Origin of the sequence: Pseudotabrizicola sp. (genome assembly GCF_030684215.1) — a bacterium.
Classification (GTDB): domain Bacteria; phylum Pseudomonadota; class Alphaproteobacteria; order Rhodobacterales; family Rhodobacteraceae; genus Pseudotabrizicola.
In genome coordinates this window covers 46,493-68,617 of sequence record NZ_JAUXOV010000072.1, presented here as the reverse complement: position 1 = coordinate 68,617, position 22,125 = coordinate 46,493, and the positions used below count along the sequence as shown (strand labels likewise).

20 protein-coding genes and 1 riboswitch are annotated in these 22,125 nt (G+C 60.2%); of the genes, 3 read left to right on the top strand and 17 right to left on the bottom strand.

Annotation, left to right across the window (positions count from 1 at the left end; all coding sequences use genetic code 11):
• Window positions 1-22: 22 nt before the first annotated feature.
• On the bottom strand, window positions 23-1,090 hold the full coding sequence (chvE, locus tag Q8K08_RS16840; RefSeq protein ID WP_304804937.1) for a multiple monosaccharide ABC transporter substrate-binding protein: 1,068 nt from the start codon (window positions 1,088-1,090) through the stop codon (window positions 23-25).
• Between the two features lie 173 nt (window positions 1,091-1,263).
• Between chvE and Q8K08_RS16835 the strand changes: the two genes are divergently transcribed.
• Window positions 1,264-2,187 (top strand): LysR family transcriptional regulator, encoded by a 924-nt coding sequence (locus Q8K08_RS16835; RefSeq protein ID WP_304804939.1) that lies wholly within the window; start codon window positions 1,264-1,266, stop codon window positions 2,185-2,187.
• A gap of 6 nt (window positions 2,188-2,193) precedes the next feature.
• Here Q8K08_RS16835 and Q8K08_RS16830 read toward each other — a convergent pair whose 3' ends face one another.
• The 11 genes from Q8K08_RS16830 to Q8K08_RS16780 form a co-directional block, all read right to left on the bottom strand.
• Window positions 2,194-3,141 carry a 2-hydroxyacid dehydrogenase gene (locus tag Q8K08_RS16830; protein ID WP_305250875.1) on the bottom strand — a complete coding sequence of 316 codons (948 nt, stop codon included), beginning with the start codon at window positions 3,139-3,141 and terminating at the stop codon, window positions 2,194-2,196.
• Window positions 3,142-3,180: 39 nt separating this feature from the next.
• Window positions 3,181-4,581 (bottom strand): NADP-dependent phosphogluconate dehydrogenase, encoded by a 1,401-nt coding sequence (gndA, locus tag Q8K08_RS16825; protein WP_370870560.1) that lies wholly within the window; start codon window positions 4,579-4,581, stop codon window positions 3,181-3,183.
• Window positions 4,582-4,987: 406 nt separating this feature from the next.
• Window positions 4,988-5,824, bottom strand: coding sequence for an amidohydrolase (locus Q8K08_RS16820; protein ID WP_305250873.1), 837 nt, complete (start codon window positions 5,822-5,824; stop codon window positions 4,988-4,990).
• A 13-nt stretch (window positions 5,825-5,837) separates the two neighbouring features.
• Window positions 5,838-6,683 carry a fumarylacetoacetate hydrolase family protein gene (locus tag Q8K08_RS16815; RefSeq protein ID WP_305250872.1) on the bottom strand — a complete coding sequence of 282 codons (846 nt, stop codon included), beginning with the start codon at window positions 6,681-6,683 and terminating at the stop codon, window positions 5,838-5,840.
• Between the two features lie 11 nt (window positions 6,684-6,694).
• Window positions 6,695-7,432 carry an SDR family oxidoreductase gene (locus tag Q8K08_RS16810; protein WP_305250871.1) on the bottom strand — a complete coding sequence of 246 codons (738 nt, stop codon included), beginning with the start codon at window positions 7,430-7,432 and terminating at the stop codon, window positions 6,695-6,697.
• A gap of 64 nt (window positions 7,433-7,496) precedes the next feature.
• A complete protein-coding gene (locus Q8K08_RS16805) occupies window positions 7,497-9,002 on the bottom strand; it encodes a UxaA family hydrolase (protein ID WP_305250870.1) in 1,506 nt (501 codons plus the stop codon).
• A 7-nt stretch (window positions 9,003-9,009) separates the two neighbouring features.
• Window positions 9,010-9,804 carry an SDR family oxidoreductase gene (locus Q8K08_RS16800; protein ID WP_305250869.1) on the bottom strand — a complete coding sequence of 265 codons (795 nt, stop codon included), beginning with the start codon at window positions 9,802-9,804 and terminating at the stop codon, window positions 9,010-9,012.
• 72 nt (window positions 9,805-9,876) lie between these two features.
• Window positions 9,877-10,824, bottom strand: coding sequence for an ABC transporter substrate-binding protein (locus tag Q8K08_RS16795; RefSeq protein ID WP_304803726.1), 948 nt, complete (start codon window positions 10,822-10,824; stop codon window positions 9,877-9,879).
• An 81-nt stretch (window positions 10,825-10,905) separates the two neighbouring features.
• On the bottom strand, window positions 10,906-11,904 hold the full coding sequence (locus tag Q8K08_RS16790) for an ABC transporter permease (protein WP_304803724.1): 999 nt from the start codon (window positions 11,902-11,904) through the stop codon (window positions 10,906-10,908).
• Window positions 11,901-13,421 (bottom strand): sugar ABC transporter ATP-binding protein, encoded by a 1,521-nt coding sequence (locus Q8K08_RS16785; RefSeq protein WP_305250868.1) that lies wholly within the window; start codon window positions 13,419-13,421, stop codon window positions 11,901-11,903. Before Q8K08_RS16785 ends, Q8K08_RS16790 begins: the two co-directional genes overlap by 4 nt.
• The gene (locus tag Q8K08_RS16780) at window positions 13,418-14,434 is read right to left on the bottom strand and encodes a zinc-binding alcohol dehydrogenase family protein (protein ID WP_304803720.1); all 1,017 of its coding nucleotides are present in this window, start codon (window positions 14,432-14,434) and stop codon (window positions 13,418-13,420) included. The genes Q8K08_RS16785 and Q8K08_RS16780 overlap by 4 nt, the downstream gene beginning before the upstream one ends.
• A gap of 150 nt (window positions 14,435-14,584) precedes the next feature.
• Between Q8K08_RS16780 and Q8K08_RS16775 the strand changes: the two genes are divergently transcribed.
• A complete protein-coding gene (locus Q8K08_RS16775; RefSeq protein ID WP_304803718.1) occupies window positions 14,585-15,487 on the top strand; it encodes a GntR family transcriptional regulator in 903 nt (300 codons plus the stop codon).
• A gap of 42 nt (window positions 15,488-15,529) precedes the next feature.
• The gene (locus Q8K08_RS16770; RefSeq protein ID WP_304803716.1) at window positions 15,530-16,561 is read left to right on the top strand and encodes a LacI family DNA-binding transcriptional regulator; all 1,032 of its coding nucleotides are present in this window, start codon (window positions 15,530-15,532) and stop codon (window positions 16,559-16,561) included.
• Between the two features lie 24 nt (window positions 16,562-16,585).
• Here the strand turns inward: Q8K08_RS16770 and Q8K08_RS16765 are convergent, their stop codons facing one another.
• The 5 genes from Q8K08_RS16765 to Q8K08_RS16745 form a co-directional block, all read right to left on the bottom strand.
• Window positions 16,586-17,263 (bottom strand): adenosylcobinamide amidohydrolase, encoded by a 678-nt coding sequence (locus Q8K08_RS16765; protein ID WP_304803714.1) that lies wholly within the window; start codon window positions 17,261-17,263, stop codon window positions 16,586-16,588.
• Window positions 17,260-18,003 carry an ABC transporter ATP-binding protein gene (locus Q8K08_RS16760; RefSeq protein ID WP_304803712.1) on the bottom strand — a complete coding sequence of 248 codons (744 nt, stop codon included), beginning with the start codon at window positions 18,001-18,003 and terminating at the stop codon, window positions 17,260-17,262. The genes Q8K08_RS16765 and Q8K08_RS16760 overlap by 4 nt, the downstream gene beginning before the upstream one ends.
• Window positions 18,000-18,986, bottom strand: coding sequence for an iron ABC transporter permease (locus Q8K08_RS16755; RefSeq protein ID WP_305250864.1), 987 nt, complete (start codon window positions 18,984-18,986; stop codon window positions 18,000-18,002). The genes Q8K08_RS16760 and Q8K08_RS16755 overlap by 4 nt, the downstream gene beginning before the upstream one ends.
• On the bottom strand, window positions 18,983-19,819 hold the full coding sequence (locus Q8K08_RS16750) for an ABC transporter substrate-binding protein (RefSeq protein WP_305250862.1): 837 nt from the start codon (window positions 19,817-19,819) through the stop codon (window positions 18,983-18,985). The genes Q8K08_RS16755 and Q8K08_RS16750 overlap by 4 nt, the downstream gene beginning before the upstream one ends.
• On the bottom strand, window positions 19,816-21,852 hold the full coding sequence (locus Q8K08_RS16745) for a TonB-dependent siderophore receptor (RefSeq protein WP_305250860.1): 2,037 nt from the start codon (window positions 21,850-21,852) through the stop codon (window positions 19,816-19,818). Before Q8K08_RS16745 ends, Q8K08_RS16750 begins: the two co-directional genes overlap by 4 nt.
• Window positions 21,838-22,031, bottom strand: a riboswitch (cobalamin riboswitch). (Overlaps the previous gene by 15 nt.)
• Window positions 22,032-22,125: the final 94 nt, after the last annotated feature.

The window sequence follows — 22,125 nt, the reverse complement described above, 5'->3', positions numbered from 1 at the left end:
ACAGGCCCGGTAAGCTTTGGTCTTACTTGATCTGGTCAGCGGTGTAGTAGCCCGAACCCACGAGGATTTCCTCATAGTTCGACGCATCCACCGAAACCGGCTCCAGCAGGTAGGATGGGATCACCTTGACGCCATTGTCATAGGTCGAGGTGTCGTTGATTTCCGGCTCGGACCCGGTGAGCAGAGCCTCAACCATACCCACGGTCACGCGGGCCAGTTCGCGGGTGTCTTTGAACACGGTCGAATACTGCTCGCCTGCGATCATCGATTTCACGCTTGGCACTTCGGCATCCTGACCGGTCACAATCGGCATGGCCAGATCGCCCGAACCATAGCCCACGCCTTTCAGCGACGACAGAATGCCGATCGACAGACCGTCATAGGGCGACAGAGCGCCGTGCAGAACCTTGTCGCCATAGTTGGCCGACAGCAGGTTATCCATGCGCGACTGGGCCACAGCGCCATCCCAACGCAGTGTGCCAACAACATCCATGCCCATCTGACCCGATGGCACAGCAATATCGCCGGAATCGATCAGCGGTTGCAGCACCGACATCGCGCCGTTGTAGAAGAAGAACGCGTTGTTATCGTCAGGCGAGCCGCCGAACAGTTCGACGTTATGCGGCTTTACGCCCGGAAAACGCTCGTTCAGACCTGCGACAAGGCTGGTTGCCTGCTGCACGCCGACCTTGAAGTTGTCGAATGTCGCGTAATAGCTGACATCGCCGCTTTCACGGATCAGACGGTCATAGGCGATAACCTTAATGCCGCTGGCAGCAGCATTTTCCAGCGCGTTCGACAGCGTTGTGCCGTCGATCGCCGCGATTACCAGAACACTCACACCCTTGGTAATCATGTTCTCGATCTGGGCCAACTGGTTCGGGATATCATCTTCAGCATATTGCAGATCGGTGCCGTAGCCCGCTTCGGTGAACTGCTTGACCATCGATTCGCCATCGGAAATCCAGCGAGCCGAAGATTTGGTCGGCATGGCGATGCCAACGGTGCCTTTGTCCTGAGCAAAGGCCGGGCTGCCGAGCAGCGTGGCGGCAACGGCCAGCTTCAGAATTGCGCGTTTGGTGAATTGCATTCTCTCATCTCCTCCCAAGTGCCGTGAAACACGGCAGTGTCGCGGCGGTTTGTCCGTTCCAGTGCAATCTGCGCATCCGGACCGCGATCAGGCGGGACATTGACGCGAGGATACATTCGCGTCAAATGAAGTTATGTGAAGCATATACTTCATAAATGATATGAATGGATGCCATGGCACTGCCCCTACACCACCTTAAAATGACCCATCTGCGCCTTCTGGCACATCTGGCAGAAACGCGGCGGATTACGGCGGCGGCAGATCTGATCGGGGTATCGCAGCCCACCGCATCCCGCCTGATTGTCGAGATCGAAGACATTCTGGGCCAGCCAATCCATGAGCGCAGTGGCCGGGGCGTGGTGCTGACAGTGGTTGGCGAAGCGCTGGCCAGACGCGCACGCCGGATCCTGACCGAGCTGCAGGAAGCGACGGTCGAGGTGTCCGGGCTAGCCTCGGGTGACTCGGGGCATCTGCGGCTGGGGTCGGTGACTGCGCCCGCACTTTCCCTGATGCTGCCTGCCCTGCGCACGCTGCGACTGACCCATCCGGGCATCACCGCAGATGTGGCCGTGGCACCTTCCGCCTTGCTGTGTCAGGAATTGCGGGCGGGGCGGCTGGATCTGGTTCTTGGCCGCCCGTCCGAACCGCGTGACCACGAAGAATTCGTCATCACGCCGCTGGACACAGAGCCAGTGTCACTGTTGGTCCGGCAAGATCACCCCTTGGCGGGGCGCGGCGACATCACCCTGTCGGACCTGACACGGTTTGATTGGGTGATGCCAGCAGACACATCCCCCTTGGGCCGGGCGATGGTGCAGGCGTTCAAAGATCACGGCATGCCCCCACCACGGCAAAGCCTGACGACCGCCTCGTTCCTGCTGACCCTGACCGTGGTGCGCCAGACCAATGCCATTGCCCCGCTCGCCCGCGCCGTGACCGATGTGTTCACGGCATCAGATAGCGGCGGCTACGTCACGCTTGCCACACCGCTGGAGATTGACGTTGGGTCTTACGGGTTGATGACACGGCGGGGGCAGGCGCGTACCCCGGCCCTGAACCGGCTTATCGACCAGATCCATGGACAAGTGCCGGTGTAGCCCGCGTCAATTCACCCGCGACAACAGCTGCGCACCCGCAAAATGCGCATCCAGATTGTCGACGGCCAGCTGCGACATCGCCGACCGGGTTTCGTGTGTGCCGCTGGCATGGTGCGGATAGAGCGTCACATTCGGCAGTGAGGTCAGCACCGAATTCGGGTTGGGTTCATTCCAGAACACATCCAGCGCGGCATGGCCCAACGCACCCGTCTGCAACGCCGCTATCAGCGCAGACTCGTCCACGACACTCCCCCGGCTGACATTCACCAGCGTGCCCTGTGGCCCCAAGGCCCGCAACACTGCGCCGTCGATCAGGTTCATGGTCCCCGCACCGCCAGCAACAATCACGATCAGAATATCTGCCCACTGCGCCAGTGCCATTAGGTCTGGCTGAAACGGCCGGTTGATACCGGGTTTCTCGGTGCGGCTGAAATAGGCCACCTCCATCCCCGATGCCTCGGCCCGCGGAATGATCGCCTGGGCAATCTTGCCCATGCCCACAATCCCTAGCCGCTTGGCCCGCAAGGATGATTGCAGCGGAAACGCACCCGTTTGTCCCCAATCGCCTGAGGTGACATGACGATGGGCCGCCACCAGACCACGCCGCGCCGCAAGCGCCAGCATCATCGCCGTATCCGCCACATCATCGGACAAAGCGTCCGACGTGTTGGTCAACGGAATGCCCCGCACGGTCAATGCGTTGACATCAATGGTATCATAGCCCGCCGAAGAACAGGACGCGATTTCCAGATTTGGCAGTGCGGCCACTATTGTTTCGGTCAGTGCCACATGGCCGCTGACCAGAACCGCGCGCACCCGTGGCCCTACGTCAGCCAGCATCGCCGCTTTGCCATCTTCATCGGCAAGGTCATGCCGATGCAGCGTGTAGCGCGCAGCCATCGCCTCCAGATAGGGCGGCAAAAGGGGGGAAAACACCAGAACGTCAGGTTTCATGGGCGGCTCCTCAAGGTCAATATCATGGTCAATCGGGGCTTAACCTGCCTGCCCCCAAGGCCCGTGTCGCAGATCCTTGCCGTCCAGCCGGTCAAAACCATGCGCACCAAAGAAATCGCGCTGGCCCTGAACCATATTTGCCGTGCCACGCGCCTGCCGCATCAGATCAAACCACGCCAGTCCCGCCGACAGTGCAGGCAGGGGCAAACCCTGCAATGCGCCCGCTGCCACCACGCGACGCAGCGCAGGCAGGCTTTCGTCCAAAAGTCCGGCAAAGAACGGCGCAAGGATAAGGTTGCGGCCTGCGTCTTCGGCCAAAGCCTGCGCCATGTCGTTCAGCATGGACGACCGGATGATGCAGCCCGCCCGCCAGACCCGTGCAATCGCGGGCATATCCAGCGCCCAGTCAAATTCACTTGCCGCCGCCGTCATCATCGCGAACCCTTGAGCATAGCACAGGATCTTGCCCGCGATCATCGCCTGCTCCAGGTCTGCCAGCGAAAGATCGACCACCGCCTCTGCCTTGCCAAACCGTGCCTCGCCTGCCGCCCGCTCCGCACGACGCGCGGACACATTGCGCGCCATCACCGCCGCCTCGATCACCGGCACGGGTGCTGCCAGGTGCTGCGCCTCCACGGCAGTCCAGCGCCCGGTGCCCTTCTGCCCAGCGGCATCCACAATCACATCCAGCATTGCTCCGCCGCCAACAGGGTCCGCTGCCGCCGCCACCTGACCAGAAATCTCCACCAGATACGACTGCAATACCCCCTCATTCCAGCGCGCAAACACCGGAGCAATCTGCGCCGCCGCCATTCCCATGCCGTCACGCATCACACCGTAAACTTCCGAGATCATCTGCATATCGGCATATTCAATACCGTTATGCACGGCCTTGACGAAATGCCCCGCCCCGGACGGCCCCATGTGATCGGCACAAGGGGTTGCATCCTCGGCTCGCGCCGCAATCGCCTGCAACACCGGCTTCATCTGCGCCCAGGCCTGATCCGGCCCGCCCGCCATGATCGCAGGCCCATGCCGCGCGCCCTCTTCGCCGCCAGACACTCCTATGCCCATGAACCGGAACGACAGCCCCGCCGCATCGCGCCGGTTGGTATCACGGAAATTGGCATTGCCCGCATCAATCACCAGATCCTCCGGACCCAGCAACGGGGCCAAGGCGGCCAGTTGATCATCCACCGGCTGCCCTGCCGGCACCATCAGAATGATCGCACGCGGGGGCGTAATGGCCTGCACGAAACCTGCCAGAGTTTCCGTTGGCGTAATACGGGCCGCCAGATCGCCCGCAGTAGCCTGAAAGGCCACAGTCACCGATCCGGTCCGGTTCCAGACAGCAATCGGAAACCCTTTTTCAGCAATATTCAGCGCCAGAGCCGCGCCCATCGTGCCAAGACCGATCAGGCCGGTATGTGTCTGCATCATGGCCATTGGCTCCCCTTGTGGTTCAGGATTTCAGAGAAAAAACGCGCGGCAGCCGTGTTGAACAAGCGGCACAACGCCGCCCCCCGGCGCCTTTGCACACCACATATCCGGCAATCGCAGGATGATGAACCCTGAAGACCGACATCACTACATCCTCATTCCGAACCCGAGCTAACGGCTGAGGGCTGGCACGTCAAACCGAAACACACTAACCATCACTGCAGTACAAACAGCGCCCAGGACGAAGCCCTGATAGTGTATTGCTGCTTGTTCAAATACTCCCGCGCGGAGCGCCACCCCGAGAAGACGCGCGGCACGCGCGCGACGAGACAAAAACAATGCGCGCGCAGCGCGCTCCTTCAGGTCAAATCATGGGCCAAACGCCAGCCCGAACTTTGCGCACAGCCTAAATGCCATACACCTTCTTCGCCGTTCCCACCCCAATCGCCTGCCGGTCAGCCTGTGAAAGCGGGGCAAGCATCTCGCACGTCAGGTCGATCCACTCCGGCAAAGAACTGTGGATATTAACAACCGGCCAGTCACCACCCCACAAAATGCGGTCAGGCCCAAAGCAATCAATCAGGTGGTCCACATAGGGGCGCAACTGATTGGCACAGACCGCTCCGGGCGCGCAGTTTGCCGTGATGCCTGACAGTTTGGCGTAAAGATGTGGATAGCGCGCCAGACGGCGCAGGCTTTCTGCCCATGGCGCATACGCCCCGGCGGCAATGTCTGGGTTGCCGCAATGATCCAACACGAAAACCTGCGCATCATTGGCTTTGATCAGGTCTTCCGCCAGATCATGCTGACGCGCCAGAACACACAGGTCAAACGGCAGGCCGCGCTGCCCGATCTTGCGCAGATTGCTGCGGAAGGTGGCAGATTGCGACACTGCGTCCGGCACCACATGCAAAATACGGCGAAAGCCTTTGACGTGCAGGGTGTCACATGCCTCCAGCCAGGCATCAAACCCAGCGTCGTCTTCCGGGCGACAGGCGGCGATCTGCCCAAGCAGACCGCCTGTGCCCACAAGGCCCGCGATCAGGCGGGCCTCGCTTTGATAATCCGCGTCATCGACACCGGTTTCCATAAACAGGCTGCCGATCACCCCTTTGCCCGCAGTCAGCCCTGTATAATCCGCAATGGTGAAATCGCCCGACGCAAGGGCGGGAATGCCCTTGATCCAGCCATAGCCCAGCCTGTCGCGCAAAATAAGGTGCTGGTGCGTGTCGATCAGGTCCATCGGCGGGTGTCTCTCAGGTATCGGCAATGACGTCCTGACGCTGTTGGCCCAAGCCTTCGATGCCCAACTCTACCACATCACCATCCCGCAGATAGCGGGGTGGTTTCTGCCCCATGCCTACGCCGGGCGGTGTGCCGGTCGAGATCACATCACCGGGATGCAGGGTCATGAACTGTGACAGATAGCTTACAACATGCGCCACGCCATACACCATTGTTTTGGTTGAACCGTTCTGCATGGTCTGGCCGTTGACCTTGAGCCACATCGACAGGGCCTGTGGGTCGGCCACCTCATCGCGTGTCACCAGCCATGGACCAAGCTGACCAAAGTTGTCACAGCTTTTGCCCTTGGTCCATTGCCCGGCGCGTTCAGCCTGAAAGGCGCGTTCGCTGACATCATTGGTCACGGCGTAGCCTGCGACATAATTCAGAGCGTCAGCCTCCGAGACGTATTTCGCGCGGCTTCCTATGATCACGCCCAATTCCACTTCCCAGTCGGTTTTCTCGGATGTGCGGGGGATGACAATGGGATCATTGGGGCCGACGATGGCGCTGGTGGCCTTCATGAAGATGACCGGTTCCGGCGGCACGGCAAGACCGGATTCGGCGGCGTGGTCGGCATAATTCAGCCCGATGCAGATGAATTTTCCGGTCCCGGCGACGCAAGGACCAAGGCGGCTATCTGCCGACACGACAGGCAACGAACCCGCATCAACATCGCGCAACGCCAGCAGGCCCGCATCAGACAGAACAGCGCCCGCAATATCGGGCACTATGCCGGTCAGGTCGCGGATGGTCCCATCCGAATGCAAAAGGCCGGGACGTTCAGCGCCAGCAGCGCCATGACGAAGAAGTTTCATGTCAGTTCCTTTCAGGTATTCGACCAGCCGCCGTCAATGACGTTGGCTGTGCCGGTAACGAACGCAGATTCGTCAGAGGCGAGGAAGACAACAAGCGCTGCAATATCATCTGCCTGCGCAAGCTTGCCCGATGGTTGCCGGGCAAGAAAAACCTTGCGTCCGGCCTCATAGTCGCCGGTCGCGGCCATCCGCTCTTGCAGTGATGGCGTATCGACCGTGCCGGGGCAGACAGCGTTGCAGCGGACGCCCTTGGTTATGAAATCGGCAGCAATACCCTTTGTCATGCCAATCACGGCCGCCTTGGTGCTGGCGTAAACAAAGCGATTGGGCACAGCTATGATAGAGGATGCGACCGACGCCATGTTGATGATGGACCCGCCGCCGCCGTCTATCATCGCGGGCAGGAATGCCCGGCACATACGATAGGCGGCGGTGACATTCAGATCGAAGGAAAACGCCCATTGGTCTTCGTCACAGTCCAGAATGGTGCCGTTTGCAACAAAGCCCGCGCAGTTGAACAGCACATCAACGCGGCCAAGATCTGTGGCAATTGCGGTGATGGCGGAAGAATCGCACACGTTCAACACGCGGGTCTCAATGCCCAGTGCTGCCAAGTCAGCCAAAGCGGCTTCATTGATATCCGTTGCAATGACCTTTGCCCCTTCACGCGCCATAGCAAGGGCAGAGGCGCGGCCAATGCCTTGCCCTGCCGCCGTGACCAGTGCGATTTTTCCGTTCAACCGTCCCATGAAACTTCCTGTCTTGTGTCGTGCATATCGCTTGCGTTGCTGCACTGGCCCGTGGCGAGAGGTGTTACATCACCGCGCCGATCTGCCAAGGCACGAATTCCGCGCCCCCAAAGCCAAGCGCCTCGGATTTGGTCACCTCGCCGCTGGCAACCTTTATGAACAGCTCGAACATCTCGCGCCCTTTAGCCTCTAGCGTGACGCCCTCGATGATGTCGCCGGTGTTCAGGTCCATGTCTTCTTCCATGTGCCGGAACATCTCGGAATTGGTCGCAACCTTTATGCAAGGCACGGGCTTGTAGCCCGACACCGACCCCCGTCCGGTGGTGAACACGATCAGATTGGCACCACTGGCGATCTGCCCGGTGACAGAGCAAGGATCATAGCCGGGGCTGTCCATAAAGACGAAGCCTTTTTTGGTGATCGGTTCGGCAAACAGATAGACGTCTTCCATTGGGGCCGAGCCACCCTTGGCGACCGCACCCAGTGACTTTTCCAGAATGGTCGTCAGGCCCCCGCGTTTGTTGCCGGGGCTGGGATTGTTGTTCATCTCGCCCTTGTTGCGGGCCGTGTAATCTTCCCACCAGCGGATGCGCGCGATAAGCTTTTCGCCAACCTCAACGCTTGCAGCTCGGCGGGTCAGCAGATGTTCGGCGCCGTAGATTTCCGAGGTTTCCGACAGAACCGTGGTGCCGCCATGCTGCACCAACAGGTCCGACGCGACGCCAAGCGCCGGGTTGGCAGTGATACCGGAATAGCCGTCAGAGCCGCCGCATTGCATCCCGATCACCAGTTCCGAAACCGGAATCGGCTCGCGGGTATAGGCGTTAGCGATGCCTGCCATTTCGCGCAAAGCCTCGACCCCGCGCTTAACCGTTTTCCGGGTGCCGCCCAACTGTTGAATGGTCATATGGCGAAAGTTGTTGTCCGCGCGCATCCGGCCTTTGCCCACCAGATCGGGGATCTGGAGGACTTCACAGCCCAGACCCACCAGCAGGATGCCACCAAAGTTCGGGTTCTGCGCATAGCCTTGCAACGTGCGCATCAGGGTGGCGTAGCCTTCATCTGATCCCGACATGCCACAACCCGAAGCGTGGGCGATGGGCACAATGCCATCGACATTGCCCAGCGCCTTGAACCAATCGGTTTTCTCGGCTTCTTCGGCAATGAAGCGCGCGACCGAGCCAGAGCAGTTCACGCTTGTCAGCACGCCCAGGTAGTTACGGGTGCCTGCGCGGCCATCGGGGCGGCGAAAGCCCTGAAAGGTGCGGTCTTCCGTGGCCGGGGGCAGAGGCTTTGCCTCAGAGGCAAAGGCATAGTCCTGCGCGTGGTCGGACATCGCGATATTGTGGACATGAACATGCGCACCTGCCGCAATATCCTGTGTGGCGGCCCCGATGATCTGGCCATAGCGACGGATGTTTTCACCCGTCTGGATAGCACGATTTGCCAGCTTGTGCCCCCGCGCCACACGGTCTGTCACAACGACCCCAAGCGCATCAGCTCCCGGCAAAAGATCGGTCAGGGCGATATCGACATTGTCATCGGGGTTCAGGCGAATGCTGATGGGCATGGGGGCCTCAGGTGGTTGGAGAAAGGGTGGACAATGCGCGGTCAAGATGGGTGTAGCCACCATCGACAAACAACCATTGACCAGTGGTGTGCCCTGCCTTTTGCGACAGGGCAAATGCCGTGGTAGCGGCCATTTCCGTATCCAGCGTCATGCGCTGTTCCAAAGGAATGCGGGCGGTGATTTCTGCCAGCTTCGCGTCGGGGTCGTCCATCGTGTCAAGCCAGCGGCGATAAAGCGGAGTCATCACCTCTGCCGGGATCACGGCATTGACGCGCACACCATCGCCCGCAAGGGCCGCGGCCCATTCGCGGGTCAGCCCCAGTTGCGCTGCCTTGGCCGCAACATAGGCCGAGGTGCCACCCTGCCCGGTGATGGCCGTTTTGGAACTGATGTTCACAATCGCGCCCTTGGTGGATTTCAGATCATCCTTCAGCAGATGCACAAGGGTGTAATAATGGATCAGATTCTGGTTGAGCGAGGCGCGAAACGCCTCTGGCCCGGCATCAAGACCAACGCCGTCATTGGCCCCGGCGTTGTTGACCAAACCGTAAACCGTGCCCCAACCCGAATGGGTTTGCGCAACCGCGTGGCGGCAGTCGTCATCCAGCGACAGATCGGCCTTGATCCACCCCGCGCGCGGCGATTTGGCGGTAAGGGCGGTCAGAAAATCATCTTCCGGCGCGCGGCGGGCGTAAATCACCGGTATCGCGCCCTCATCTGCCAACGCCATGCTGATCGCGGCACCGATGCCAGAGCCGCCTCCGGTCACGACCACGATCTTGTCTCTCAGCCCCAGATCCATCACTTCTTCCTTAACAGATTTGGGTGGCCCCGCAACCGACGGAACCACCCGGTTTGTCCCTGTGATCAGGGATCAGTCGTAAAGAACGGCGGCGATTTCCGGCGCGTCCATATTGCTTGCGTCATACCATGCAAAACCAGAGTCGATGGTTTTCGGCAGGCTTTCGCCCTTGGTCGCGGCAATCGCGGCCTTGACGGTTTCATAGCCCATGCCGACCGGGCTTTGGGTGATCGCGCCCGCCATCAGACCATCACGCACGGCAGCCTTTTGCGCAGCACCCGAGTCGTAGCCGATAACCACAAGTCCTTGGGTGTTGGTTTCACGCACCGCGTTGATCACCCCCAGAGCCGAGCCTTCGTTCGCACCAAAGATTCCCTTCATATCGGGGTGCGCTGTCAACATCGCCTTGGTGATCTCGGTCGACAGAAGCTGGTCGCCGCCGCCATATTGAATATCGACGATTTCGATATCCGGATAGGCTTCTGCCACGCGGTTCACAAATCCATCGCGGCGGTCGATCCCGGTGCGCGAGGTCTGATCGTGAACGACCAGTGCCACCTTGCCTGCGCCGCCAATCAGTTCGGCCATCTTGTCAGCCGCCAAGGAAGCGGCCGCGACGTTGTTGGTGGTGACGGTGGTCGCCGGAATGTCACTGTCAACGCCGGAGTCGAACGCGATAACCGGGATGCCGGCCTCTTGTGCCTGACGCAAGAGCGGGGTTGCGGCCTGACTGTCAAGTGCGGCAAAGCCAAGGGCTGCGGGCTTTTTGGCAAGAGCGGCGGACAGCATGTCCATCTGCTTGTCGACCTGGGCTTCGGTGTCTGGGCCTTCGAATGTGACTTCGACGCCGAATTCGGCAGCAGCCTGATCGGCACCCGATTTCACGGCCTGCCAGAACTGATGCTGGAAGCCCTTGGAAACAAGCGGAATATAGATCTTGTCCTGCGCCGAGGCGAGGCCGCTGGACAGCATCAGCGCGGTTGCGGATGCGGCGGCAAGCAGGGTGCGTCTGGTAAACATCGGGTTTCCTCCCATGGTGTCGATGTTGAATGGTGCGAGTCTCAGGATCTTGGGGCGTTCGTCGCCCTCTGGTTGGTGTTCTTAAGCGGCGGCACGGCGGCGGCGCAGCATGTCGGCATAGACGGCGGCGATGATGATGGCGCCGGTCACAACTGTTTGCCATTCCTGCGCCACAGACATGACGCGCAAACCGTTCAGGAGCACGGCCATGATCAGCGCGCCGATCATTGTGCCAAGGATTGATCCGCGCCCACCCGCCAGTGAGGTGCCGCCGATAACCACAGCCGCAATCGCGTCAAGCTCATACCCCAGACCAAGCGCAGGTTGAGCAGAGTTCAGGCGTGAGGCGATGATCAGCCCGGCGATGCCGCAAATGCTGCCCGCCAGCGCGTAAATCGCGATTTTCCACGCGTCGGTGTTGACACCGGACAGCCGCACGGCCTCTTCGTTCGAGCCGAGCGCAAAACAATAGCGGCCCAGCACCGTGCGGTTCAGCACATATCCGATGACCAGAGCAACGATGAACAGGATCAACACACCGTTGGGCACAGGCACAGTGGGGAATATCTTGCCAATCAGCGACCCGGTAGAGATTTGCGAAAATCCGGGGGTGTCGTTGAAGTAAATCGGCTTGGTGCCGGAAATGACCAATGACAGGCCCTTTAGAATCAGCATCATGCCAAGGGTAGCAATAAACGGCGGGATCTTCATCTTGGCGACCAGCGTGCCGGAAATCGTGCCGCATATCGCCCCAGCAGCAATGGCGCCGACCACACCCAGCGGCAGCGGCATTCCGGCATTCGTCAGGATTACCCCGGCCATGACGGCGCAAAACGTCATCAGCGTGCCAACCGACAGATCAATGCCACCAGTAATGATCACCAGCGTGGCTGCAATTGCCAGCACCCCGTTGACCGAGGTGGCCTGCAAAATAGCCAGGATATTCGACGTTTGCAAAAAGTTCGGCGACGCAACCGAGAAGAACATCAACAGCGCGATCAGGCTGGCAAAGGCCAGCAGTTTTTGCTGTGCGCCGGACGCAGGTTTGCGGGCCGGGGTGGCGACGGGTAGGGTGGTCATGCAGTGGCCTCCTCGACCGCGCTTTGCCGAACTGTGGCAAGGCGCATGATTTCTTCCTGACTGGTGGCCGGACCGCCGGGCAGTATGCCCGTCAGACGGCCTTCGCACATCACGGCGATGCGGTGCGACAAGCGCAGCACCTCTGGCAGTTCAGAACTGATAACGATGATGGCTTTGCCATCAGCGGCAAGCGCCTGCATCAGGCGGTAGATTTCCGCCTTTGCGCCAACGTCGATGCCGCGTGTGGGTTCGTCGAAAATCAGGATATCGCAATTGCGCAGCAGCCATTTGGCGATGACGATTTTCTGCTGATTGCCGCCAGACAGCAGCCGCACTTCCTGACGGTCTGATGGGGTGCGGATCGCCAGCTTCGCGATGTAATCCTTGGCGGTTTTCTCTAACCCAGCCTCATTCAGCATGCCAACGGCATTGGAAAAGCGCGCAAGGCTTGTCATGCCGATATTGGCCCGAACATCGAGCCCAAGCGCGAGGCCGAAATGCTTGCGGTCTTCGGACAGGTATCCGATGCCGGCATCAACCGCGTCTTTCGGGCTGCGGATCATGGCAGACTTGCCATGCACGATGATTTCACCCGAGTCGCGCGGGTCAGCGCCAAAGATTGCGCGGGCAACTTCGGTACGTCCAGCCCCCATCAACCCGGCAAAGCCAAGGATCTCGCCCTGTTTCAAATTGAACGACACATCCCTGATCGCCCTGCCCCGGCCAAGGCCACGCACCTCTAGCGCCACAGGGGCGGAGGTCAGGTCGGGAATATCGACATGCACGCTTTGCAGATCACGCCCGACCATCATGCTGATGATGGTCTCTATCGGGGTATCGGCGGCATGGACAGTCCCCACATAGGCACCATCACGCATGATGGTCACGCGGTCGGAAATGCGGCGGATTTCGTCCATCTTGTGGCTGATGTAGACCACGCCGACGCCTTCGGATTTCAGCCGCCGGATGATCGCAAAAAGCTCATTCGTTTCGGCTTCGTTCAGCGCAGCAGTGGGTTCATCCATGATCAGAATGCGTGACCGGAACGACAGGGCCTTGGCGATTTCAACCATTTGCTGACGCGCAACCGACAGGCTGCGTACCTCGGCCCGTGGGTCGATCTGCACTTTCATCTGGGCGAAGATTGCGTCGGCGTCTGTGTTCAGTCTGTGTTCATCCAAACGGCCAAAGCTGCGGCGCGGCTCGCGGCCGATAAAGATGTTTTGCGCGACAGTAAGGTCATTCATCAGGGCAAGTTCCTGATGAATGATCCCAATTCCCAAAGCCTGTGCTGCGCGCGGGCCGTTGATGGTGGCCGATTCACCCGACACCTCGACCGTGCCGCCGTCGGGTTGGTAGATGCCGGACAGCACCTTCATCAGCGTGGACTTGCCCGCACCGTTTTCGCCCATGAGCGCGTGAACCTCGCCCGGCACCAGATCAAACTGTGCAGACTTCAGCGCATGAACACCGGGGAAATGCTTGTCGATGCCAGACATGCGAACAAGCTGGGTCATGCCTGCCCCCCGATCTGAACCACGACCTTTATCAGCGCCTCCCGATTGGCAACCAAGGCCGGAAATCGCGTGGGCAAATCCTGCAAGGGCAGTGTTTCCGAAATGATCCGTGCCGCGTCGATACTGTCATCAGTCAGTGCTTGCATCACGGTGGCAAAATCTATCGCGGTGGCGTTGCGGCTGCCCATCAGGGTCATTTCGCGCTTGTGAAACTCGGGGTCGGAAAAGGTGATGTCATCTTTGACAACCGACACCAGAACGTACGTTCCGCCATGCGCCACATGGGCAAATCCGGCCTGAATGGCACGCGCATTTCCGGTGGCATCGAACACCACGTCAAAGCCGCCCTCCGGCAATGCGTCGTCAACACCATGCAGATCGGCAAAGCCAAACCCCGCAGCAGCAGCCAAACGGGCCGGGCTGGCATCGCGCAGGTGAACGATTGCGCCGCGCAGCCGTGCAAACAGCGCCACACCAAGGCCGATGGGGCCCGCGCCGGTCACAAGCACGGTATCTCCCGGCTGAGGCGCTGCACGGCGCACGGCATGGGCACCGATCGCCAAAAACTCGGTCAGAACCGCCGCCCCTTTGGGCAGGGCCGAGGCATCATATAGGTTGCCCGATGGCACTGCGATCCGGGCGCACATGCCACCGTCACGATGCACGCCCATCACGGCAATCCCCGTGCAGCAATTCGGCTTGCCTTTGCGACAGGCAGTGCAGGTTCCGCAAGAAACATAGGGGTTGATGACAACCGGCTGACCCTTGGCCCAGCCCTTTGCGGCCAAGGCGACGTGCCCCGATAGTTCGTGGCCAATCACACGGGGGTAGTCCAGAAACGGGTGCTTACCTTCAAAAATGTGGAAATCGGTGCCACACAAGCCAACGGCGTCAATATCGACCAGAACCCAGCCGTCGGGGGCGTTCTGTGGCAACGGGCTTTCGGTCAGCGCAAACTGTCCGGGTGCCACGCAAGTGCCACAAAGCATGGTCTGGGCGACCGAGCCATCCATTTTCCGAACCCCTCCCAAGGTAGCCACTTTGACCACCGACTCAGCCAGTGGTTTTTATCATTAAAGACACAATGGCGTGACGATTTCGACTTGCCAACTGTTTTTAATTTTTTAATTCATAGAAACAGGGACCGATGGGGGAACGACCCGATGGCACGCACCGACACCCGATTTCGACAATCGCATAATGCGATGCTGGATATGCTTTCAACTTTGCCCTTGGGCGCTGGTTTACCCTCAGAGGTGCAGCTGGCCGCACAGTTGGGGGTTTCGCGCACGGTGATCCGGGCTGTCGTGCAAAAGCTGGGCGCAGATGGGATTTTGCAGGGATCAGGGCGCGAAAAGCGTCTGACGCGGCTGCCAAAGCCAAAAGACCGGCTTTCCCTGCGCGAAGACTACATCGGGCGCGATGAGCTGGAGGCGCGGTTTCTGGATTGGGTTTTGCGCTTTGACGTGCCTGCCGGAACGGCGCTGAACATCACGCAACTGGCGCGTCAGTTCACCGTGCCGCCCCATGCACTGCAAGAATTTCTGGCCAGCCTTGGGCAATCAGGCCTGATCGAGAGGCGGGCGCGCGGCGGGTGGCGGTTGCTGGGGTTCACTGCCGACTATGCGGTGGAACTGTCCGAATTCCGGCAGGTGCTGGAACTGAACGCCATTCGCGCCTTCACCGCCCTGCCGAAGGAGCATGCAGCCTGGACCGCACTGAGCAAAATCCGCGCAGAGCATCTGGAACTACTGGACCGGATAGACCGGGATTTTCACGACTTTTCGCGACTGGACGGGCGGTTTCACTCATTGATCAACTCGGTGGTCAGCAACCGATTTGTGGCTGAGTTTCAAAAGGTGATTTCATTGATTTTTCACTATCATTATCAGTGGGATAAGACGATGGAGCGCTATCGAAACGAGGCAGCGATCCGCGAACATCTGACCATCATTGCCGCGCTGCAAGACCGCGATACACTATCCGCCGAGGCAAGGGCGCGCGGCCATCTGGCCACGTCGAAAGAAACGCTGCTGTCATCGATGCGGGGGCATCATCTGGCATAGGCGCACCACAACCGCTACACATATGCAAACACCCGGAGGATTATGGCCCGCCGCCCCACCATACATGACGTCGCGCGTGAGGCAGGTTTATCCCCGGCGACGGTGGACCGCGTACTGAATGCCCGCGAAAAGGTGCGCGAAGACACCGCAAACCGAGTTTATGATGCCGCCCGCCGGATCGGCTATCACGCCGCCCCACTGATCGGGCAGCGGGTGCAGGACGCGCGGCCAAGGCTGCGTCTGGGCGTGGTGCTGCACAAAGAGCGGCAAGCGTTCTATCAGCAGTTCCGGTCCGAGATCGAAAGGGCCGTCACAGCGGCGGTTGGCGTGCGGGCAACGGTGCAGATTGCCTTTTCCACATCGCAGACCCCGGCAGATTTCGTGGACCTGATGGAGAAAATGGTAGGCAAGGTCGATGCGATCGCAGCAACGGCGGTCGCGCATCCCGAAGTGACCGAAGCGGTGCGCCGGATCAACGCAGCGGGAGTGCCATGTTTTGCGCTGCTCAATGATTTCGCCCAAGGGGTGCGGCAGCAGTATATCGGCATGAACAACATGAAGGTCGGGCGGATCGCGGCCCAAATGATCAGCCTTGCCACGCATCAGCCGGGCAAAATCGCAGTGTTTATCGGTGGGACCCGCTGGCACGGGCACGAATTGCGCGAGACCGGCTTCCGCAGCTATTTCCGCGAACACGCGCCCGATTTCATTGTGCTGGATACGTTGGTCAATCTTGAAACCCGGCAACTGACGTATGAGGCGACACTCGATTTGCTGCGCCGCCATTCAGATCTGCGCGGCATCTATTGCGCAGGTGGCGGCATGGAGGGCGCGATTGCCGCCCTGCGTGAGACACGGGCCGCCGGAGAGGTCGCGCTGATTGTCAACGAGCTGACCCCGGAAAGCCGGGCCGCACTGATCTCGCGCTATGCAACGATGGTAATTTCAACGCCCTTGTCGCGGCTTTGCACCGATCTGGTGGCGATTGCATCGGATACGGTGCAAAGTGGGCTGTCAGCGGTGGGAGGCCAACATTTTCTGACGCCGGACCTGTATCTGCCAGAATCGGTTTGAACAACGCTATCGGTCTGAATGGCGCTAGGGATACCCACGCGCGGTTCCACCATTTTCGGAAACCCAATCGGCAGCCCCTTTGGTCACCGCAGCAAGCACAGCCCGGCCAATCGCCTCGCCCAATGCCGTATGCAGGCCCGCAAAGGCAACCGTGCCAGGATCGGCCGCGATGGCGATGCAATCGGTGCCGGTGCCAGTCGCCCGCCGGCCATCTGGCAGTGCCAGACCGCAGGCCAGTACCGCCGCCGTGCGGGCTTGCGTGGCGATGGTCAGCGCCTCGATCTGCGCGGCTTCGGACAGGCCAGCATCAATCTGCACCAGAATGTTGATGGTGCCATATTGCGTTGACCAGCCGACACCATTGACCGCGCGCCGTGATCCGACAGCCTCGGCATTGCCAAGCCCGACCGTTGCAAGACAGGCAACGTGCGCACCCTCAACCTCGGCATCAGTGCGGACAAAGCGGCTAACATCGCGTGATGTAAGCAGACCAACAGCCCCGGGGTGGCCGTGCGCGGCAAGGTCGCGGGCGAACCAGTCTTCGACGTTAAGATCAGGGGTCAGATCAGCATCGCGCACCTCGCGCCAGACAACATGCTGGGCGGTCGCAAAGCCGGAACGGTAAGGCGCGAATGACAAGACCCGGCGCGGGGCACCAAGATCGGCCACAAGCCATGACGGGCGCAAGTCAACTTCGATCATGGGCCGACGGTATCCATAGGCTGAAACACAGGGCCCGCAGCCGTTTCGGCGCGATAGGATGTCACCCCGAAAACCTTTGCCATCAGGGTGTCGGTCAGAACCGCCTCAGCAGGGCCATCTGCGGCGATGGCACCGGCATGCACCACAATGATGCGCGTGCAATGGCGGGCGGCAAGGCCAAGATCGTGCAACGACACGATAACCGACCGCCCTTCTCGCGCCAGATCGCGGAACACGCGCATCGTGCGGATCTGCTGCGCAGGGTCCAGCCCGGCGATGGGTTCATCGGCCAGCAGCAAGGGCGTATCCTGCGCAAGAGCGCGCGCGATCAGAACGCGGGCCTGTTCGCCGCCCGACAACCCATTTGCCGCGCGATTGCGAAACGCCGCCAACCCCATGCGATCCAGCGCATGATCCACGGTCGGGTGATCCAGGGAGCGACCACGCGCCATCGCACCCAAGGCAACCAGATGGCTTACCGTCACCGGCCACGCAATTTCGGGCGATTGCGGCAACCACGCGGCGGTTGCAGCGCGGGCGATCGGAGAAAGACTGGCCAGTGACGATGTGCCTTCAATCGGCATCAGACCAAGCGCTGCCCGCATCAGTGTGGTTTTGCCTGCGCCGTTTGGCCCGATCAGGCCCACACATTCGCCCGCGCCAACCGATAGCGAGATGTGTTCCAACACCTCGCAAGGCCCGCGTCGCGCAGTCAGACGGTCCAGCATCAACACCGTCATGGCTGCCCCCGCATCCGCCAGATCAGGTGCAAAAACACCGGCGCACCGACCAAGGCCATCAACACACCCAGCTTCAGATCACGCCCCGGCAGAACCATCCGCACTGCAACATCGGCGGCCAGCACCAGTGCCGCGCCGCCAAGTGCCGAGGCCAGCAGCAAGCGTGACGGCCGACCCCCGACCAATGGGCGCAGCAGATGCGGCACCACCAGCCCGACAAAGCCGATGGCTCCCGCCACCGCCGTTGCCGCCCCGACCGACGCCGCAACCCCGCCCAGCAGGATCAGGCGCAGACGGGCCAGATCAACCCCCATCGATGCCGCTGCATCCTCGCCCAGCGTCAACGCCTCCAGCCCGCGCCCGGTTCGGGCCAGCGCCAGCCAGCCCAAGGCCATGATTGGAAGGGCCATCCAGACATGGTCAAACGACCGGTCCGACAGTGACCCCATCATCCAGAACACGATCTCATTCGCCGCAAAAGGGTTGGGCGACAGGTTCAGCACCAGCGAGGTCAGCGCCCCGGTCAGAGCCGACAGCGCAATCCCGGCAAGGATCAGCGTAAACGCTCCGCCTCCCGGCCCGGCCAGAAACAGGATCACCCCCACGCCGACCACGGCCCCGACCAGCGCCGCAACCGGCAAAGCCAGCGTAAAGGCCGCAGCAAACCCGGTTTGCAACGCCAGAACCGCCCCCAAAGCTGCCGAAGATGACACCCCGATCAACCCCGGCTCTGCCAGCGGATTGCGCAAAAATCCCTGCATTGCGGCCCCTGACAGGCCAAGGCTGACACCAACCATCACCGCCAGAATGGCGCGTGGCAGACGGATTTCACGCATCACCATCGTCAGCGGCCCAGCGTCATCGTGCACAAGCGCGGCAAGGCTTTCGCCCGGACCCACCGGGGCCACGCCCGTCACCAAGGACAGCGCGAACAGCACAGCCACAAGGGCGGACAGGCTGGCAATCAGCACGCGGAAACTCATGGCGCGGCACCGAGTGCCTCACGGGCAGCCCGCATCCGAGTCACGGCATCCACCACACCGGGCAGACCGCAGACCCAGTCGCGGTCTTCCAGCGTTTCCCGGCCACCGCGCAGTTGAGTCAGTGCGGGGTGCGACAGGATTTCCTCGGCACGGGAATTGCCGGGATAAGTTTCCCCCACCACGACCAGATCAGGCGCAGACAAGATCAGCGCCTCCAGTGGTAGAAATCCGCCATGGCTCAAGCCAAGTTCGGTGGCCAGATGGCGAAAGCCAGCGGCCTTTATGATGTCACCAGACAGAGAGTTTGCACCGGGTGTGTAGCCATTGGCGGCATAGGTCGCAGCGGTCGGGCCAGCGCCACCCGGCAGGCCAACCTGCGCCAGACCCGCATCAAACCGGGCAACCATCGCGGCGGCTTGGTCCTCACGTCCAAGCGCCCGGCCCATATCAACCATGCCCTGCCGCACATCTGCCAGCGACGAAGCGGGCGGAAAGGTAGCCACTGGTATCCCCAGCCGTTCCAGCATCGAAACCGTCGCACGCGCGGTAAAGGTGCCTGCCAGAACCAGATCGGGTTTCAGCAGATACACTTCTTCGGCAAGGGCACGATTGGCCGGATAGGCCATCGCCGCATCCACCATCACCGACGACCGCGGATCCCGGGCAAGGTGCGACACAGACACAAGCTGACCGGGTGCCGCCAGCAACATCGCCAACTGATCGGTACAAAGGTTTATCGACACGACTCGTTGGGGGGCTGCACCCTGCGCCCAAGCGTTTGCCAGACTACTTGCGGCAAGCACGGCAAAAACACACAGGGCGCGGGAAATCACCACTTTGTCGAAAAACCAACATACGCGGTTCGACCCTGACCGTAATACCCCCATGTTTCGGAGTAGTCCTGATCAAAAATATTCGTAACGCGAGAGGTTACTTGCACATTGTCGGTAAGGTCATACCGAGCACTGACATTGACTACCGTGAAATCTTTGAGCTTCAGCGTGGGAAAACTGCCCCAGAACTGCGTATCATAGGAACCAGCAACATGTCGCAGTTCAGCTGTCACGGCGCCACGTCCGTCGTTAAATTCGGCGGTGGCACGCAATCCCAACTCATGCATCGGACGACGTACAAGACGCGCACCTGCAGCAGAACGGGCGTCGGTATAGGTGTAATCTGCGGCCACACTTAGCCAGTCGGTTGCCTGCATTGAGTAGCCAAGTTCAACACCACGGCGCTTGCTTTTGCCTTCAAGGTTGACGGAGGTGTTTCCAAACCCGGTGATCAGGCTTTTGACGCCGTTGTTGAACAGGGTAACGCTCATACTGCCGCGACCGTTTGCCAATTCGATGTCTGCGCCAATATCGTAGCCCAGACTTTCTTCTGGCTTCAGGTCTGGATTGCCGACGTAAGACCCGGCAAAAAAACCGAACTGTTCAAACATGGTCGGGTTTACAATAGCTTTACCCACTGAACCCCGCAGCCTGATGTCTTGGCCCGGGATTTGCCATGCTGCGGCGATGTTCCATGAGGTCGCATCTCGGAAAACTTGGTTGAAATCGTGGCGAACACCTGCCTGAAGATCGATGCCAGAGTCAAACCGACCCTGATATTCCAAAGCTATGGACTGGCTCTTACGCTTAAAGGCATCTCCACCTGTGAATGACGCGGCGTAGGTTTCACTCTCCTGTTCCAACGCAAAATTCAGTTTTTGGGCAGTTTCGTCCACGGACAGATCACCCAGAGCGAAGCTGCCACTATATTTTACCGCGCTTTGCGTTGCTGAATTGTCGCCGTTTGGGGCGCCCGAATTGAAATAATCCGATCCCTCGTTCATTCCGGACAGCGCAATACGATGCCGCAGGCGTCCATCAATACTCTCGGCCTCCAGCCAGACTGAACCAGCGATTTGATTGCGCCGCGCCGTGAAAGGCGCGTCGATGACATAGTCAGCCGGATCAGCAATCATCGTGCCGAAGGGGATTGTGTCGTCGTAACCGTAGTCCTGCCATGTCCGTCGCAAGGTAAAGCCCGCGTTTACCGTATCACTGAGCCGGTAATCGCCGTTCAAACCAAGCGTCTCCTGATCATTGTATTCGGTGTCACCGCCACTGCGAGATCCATCCTCACCATCCTTGTGACGCGCTGCAAAGGTCAGCGAAATCCCACCTCTTTCATTACGATTGCGAATGAAATAGCTGGCTGCCCGTGTTCCTTGACCACCAAGTTCAAGGCTACCACCATACTCCGTGCCGATTTTCGAGCCCTTTTTGGTGATGATCGATACCACCCCGGCCATTGCGTTCGAACCGTAGATCGTTGATTGTGGCCCACGCAGAATTTCGATCCGATCCACATCTTCTAGCGACAGACCGGTGAGAGTGTAGTCACCGTTGCCGGACTCGTTTAGTTCGACTCCGTCAATCAGGATCAGAGTGTGGTTAGACTCGCCGCCACGGAGCCGAACCTTTGTCTGAGTATCACCAGATGAAACAACCGAAACACCCGGTGCTGCCCGCAGGACCTCTTGCAACGAGGTCACCCCTCGGCGTGCAATTTCTTCGGCCGTTATGACAGTGTAGGCTCGGCCATAGGCCTTCGCCTCAACCGGGAAAATACCACCCGAAATGATGATCTCGTCAAGCACGATATCCTGAGCAACAGCCGGAACGGCGAGGGATGCCACAAGGGCAAGAATGGAAACATGAAGCCTTTTCACGGCATTTGTCCTTTCCGATGGCAAGGCCAGTGGCCTTGCGCGCAACGATTTAGCGTTCGGAAGAGACCCTTCCGCCCGACGATAAGTCGTCACCGCTGCGGAAAAACCGCCTCCGTGGCGCGCCCCGCGCCCGGAAAGGGTGAACATCCAAGCAGGTCTCCTGGCTCACGGGTCTTTGCTCGGTCGACCTTCCCGGCTTGCGCCAGTGGTATATTCGACGTCGCTAACCGCTCACAGTTGCGGGGGCAGCCACGGCCTGAGGTTGCCCCCTTCCGTGTTCCCTTTTCATCCGGCTTGCGACCGGAACTTGAATTGCCGCATTTATTGAACTGCCGATGCCGGAGTCAAGTCTGCACCGCACAATTGCCTCTGCTTTGGCCACTTCGCTCAGGCAACGTGCGTTTACACCCGTGCGTTGCA

Bases quoted from the DNA above. Each gene is read 5' to 3' on its own strand.
- chvE (WP_304804937.1), bottom strand. From the start codon at position 1,090: ATGCAATTCACCAAACGCGCAATTCTGAAGCTGGCCGTTGCCGCCACG.
- Q8K08_RS16835 (WP_304804939.1), top strand. From the start codon at position 1,264: ATGGCACTGCCCCTACACCACCTTAAAATGACCCATCTGCGCCTTCTG.
- Q8K08_RS16830 (WP_305250875.1), bottom strand. From the start codon at position 3,141: ATGAAACCTGACGTTCTGGTGTTTTCCCCCCTTTTGCCGCCCTATCTG.
- gndA (WP_370870560.1), bottom strand. From the start codon at position 4,581: ATGATGCAGACACATACCGGCCTGATCGGTCTTGGCACGATGGGCGCG.
- Q8K08_RS16820 (WP_305250873.1), bottom strand. From the start codon at position 5,824: ATGGACCTGATCGACACGCACCAGCACCTTATTTTGCGCGACAGGCTG.
- Q8K08_RS16815 (WP_305250872.1), bottom strand. From the start codon at position 6,683: ATGAAACTTCTTCGTCATGGCGCTGCTGGCGCTGAACGTCCCGGCCTT.
- Q8K08_RS16810 (WP_305250871.1), bottom strand. From the start codon at position 7,432: ATGGGACGGTTGAACGGAAAAATCGCACTGGTCACGGCGGCAGGGCAA.
- Q8K08_RS16805 (WP_305250870.1), bottom strand. From the start codon at position 9,002: ATGCCCATCAGCATTCGCCTGAACCCCGATGACAATGTCGATATCGCC.
- Q8K08_RS16800 (WP_305250869.1), bottom strand. From the start codon at position 9,804: ATGGATCTGGGGCTGAGAGACAAGATCGTGGTCGTGACCGGAGGCGGC.
- Q8K08_RS16795 (WP_304803726.1), bottom strand. From the start codon at position 10,824: ATGTTTACCAGACGCACCCTGCTTGCCGCCGCATCCGCAACCGCGCTG.
- Q8K08_RS16790 (WP_304803724.1), bottom strand. From the start codon at position 11,904: ATGACCACCCTACCCGTCGCCACCCCGGCCCGCAAACCTGCGTCCGGC.
- Q8K08_RS16785 (WP_305250868.1), bottom strand. From the start codon at position 13,421: ATGACCCAGCTTGTTCGCATGTCTGGCATCGACAAGCATTTCCCCGGT.
- Q8K08_RS16780 (WP_304803720.1), bottom strand. From the start codon at position 14,434: ATGGATGGCTCGGTCGCCCAGACCATGCTTTGTGGCACTTGCGTGGCA.
- Q8K08_RS16775 (WP_304803718.1), top strand. From the start codon at position 14,585: ATGGCACGCACCGACACCCGATTTCGACAATCGCATAATGCGATGCTG.
- Q8K08_RS16770 (WP_304803716.1), top strand. From the start codon at position 15,530: ATGGCCCGCCGCCCCACCATACATGACGTCGCGCGTGAGGCAGGTTTA.
- Q8K08_RS16765 (WP_304803714.1), bottom strand. From the start codon at position 17,263: ATGATCGAAGTTGACTTGCGCCCGTCATGGCTTGTGGCCGATCTTGGT.
- Q8K08_RS16760 (WP_304803712.1), bottom strand. From the start codon at position 18,003: ATGACGGTGTTGATGCTGGACCGTCTGACTGCGCGACGCGGGCCTTGC.
- Q8K08_RS16755 (WP_305250864.1), bottom strand. From the start codon at position 18,986: ATGAGTTTCCGCGTGCTGATTGCCAGCCTGTCCGCCCTTGTGGCTGTG.
- Q8K08_RS16745 (WP_305250860.1), bottom strand. From the start codon at position 21,852: ATGTTCACCCTTTCCGGGCGCGGGGCGCGCCACGGAGGCGGTTTTTCC.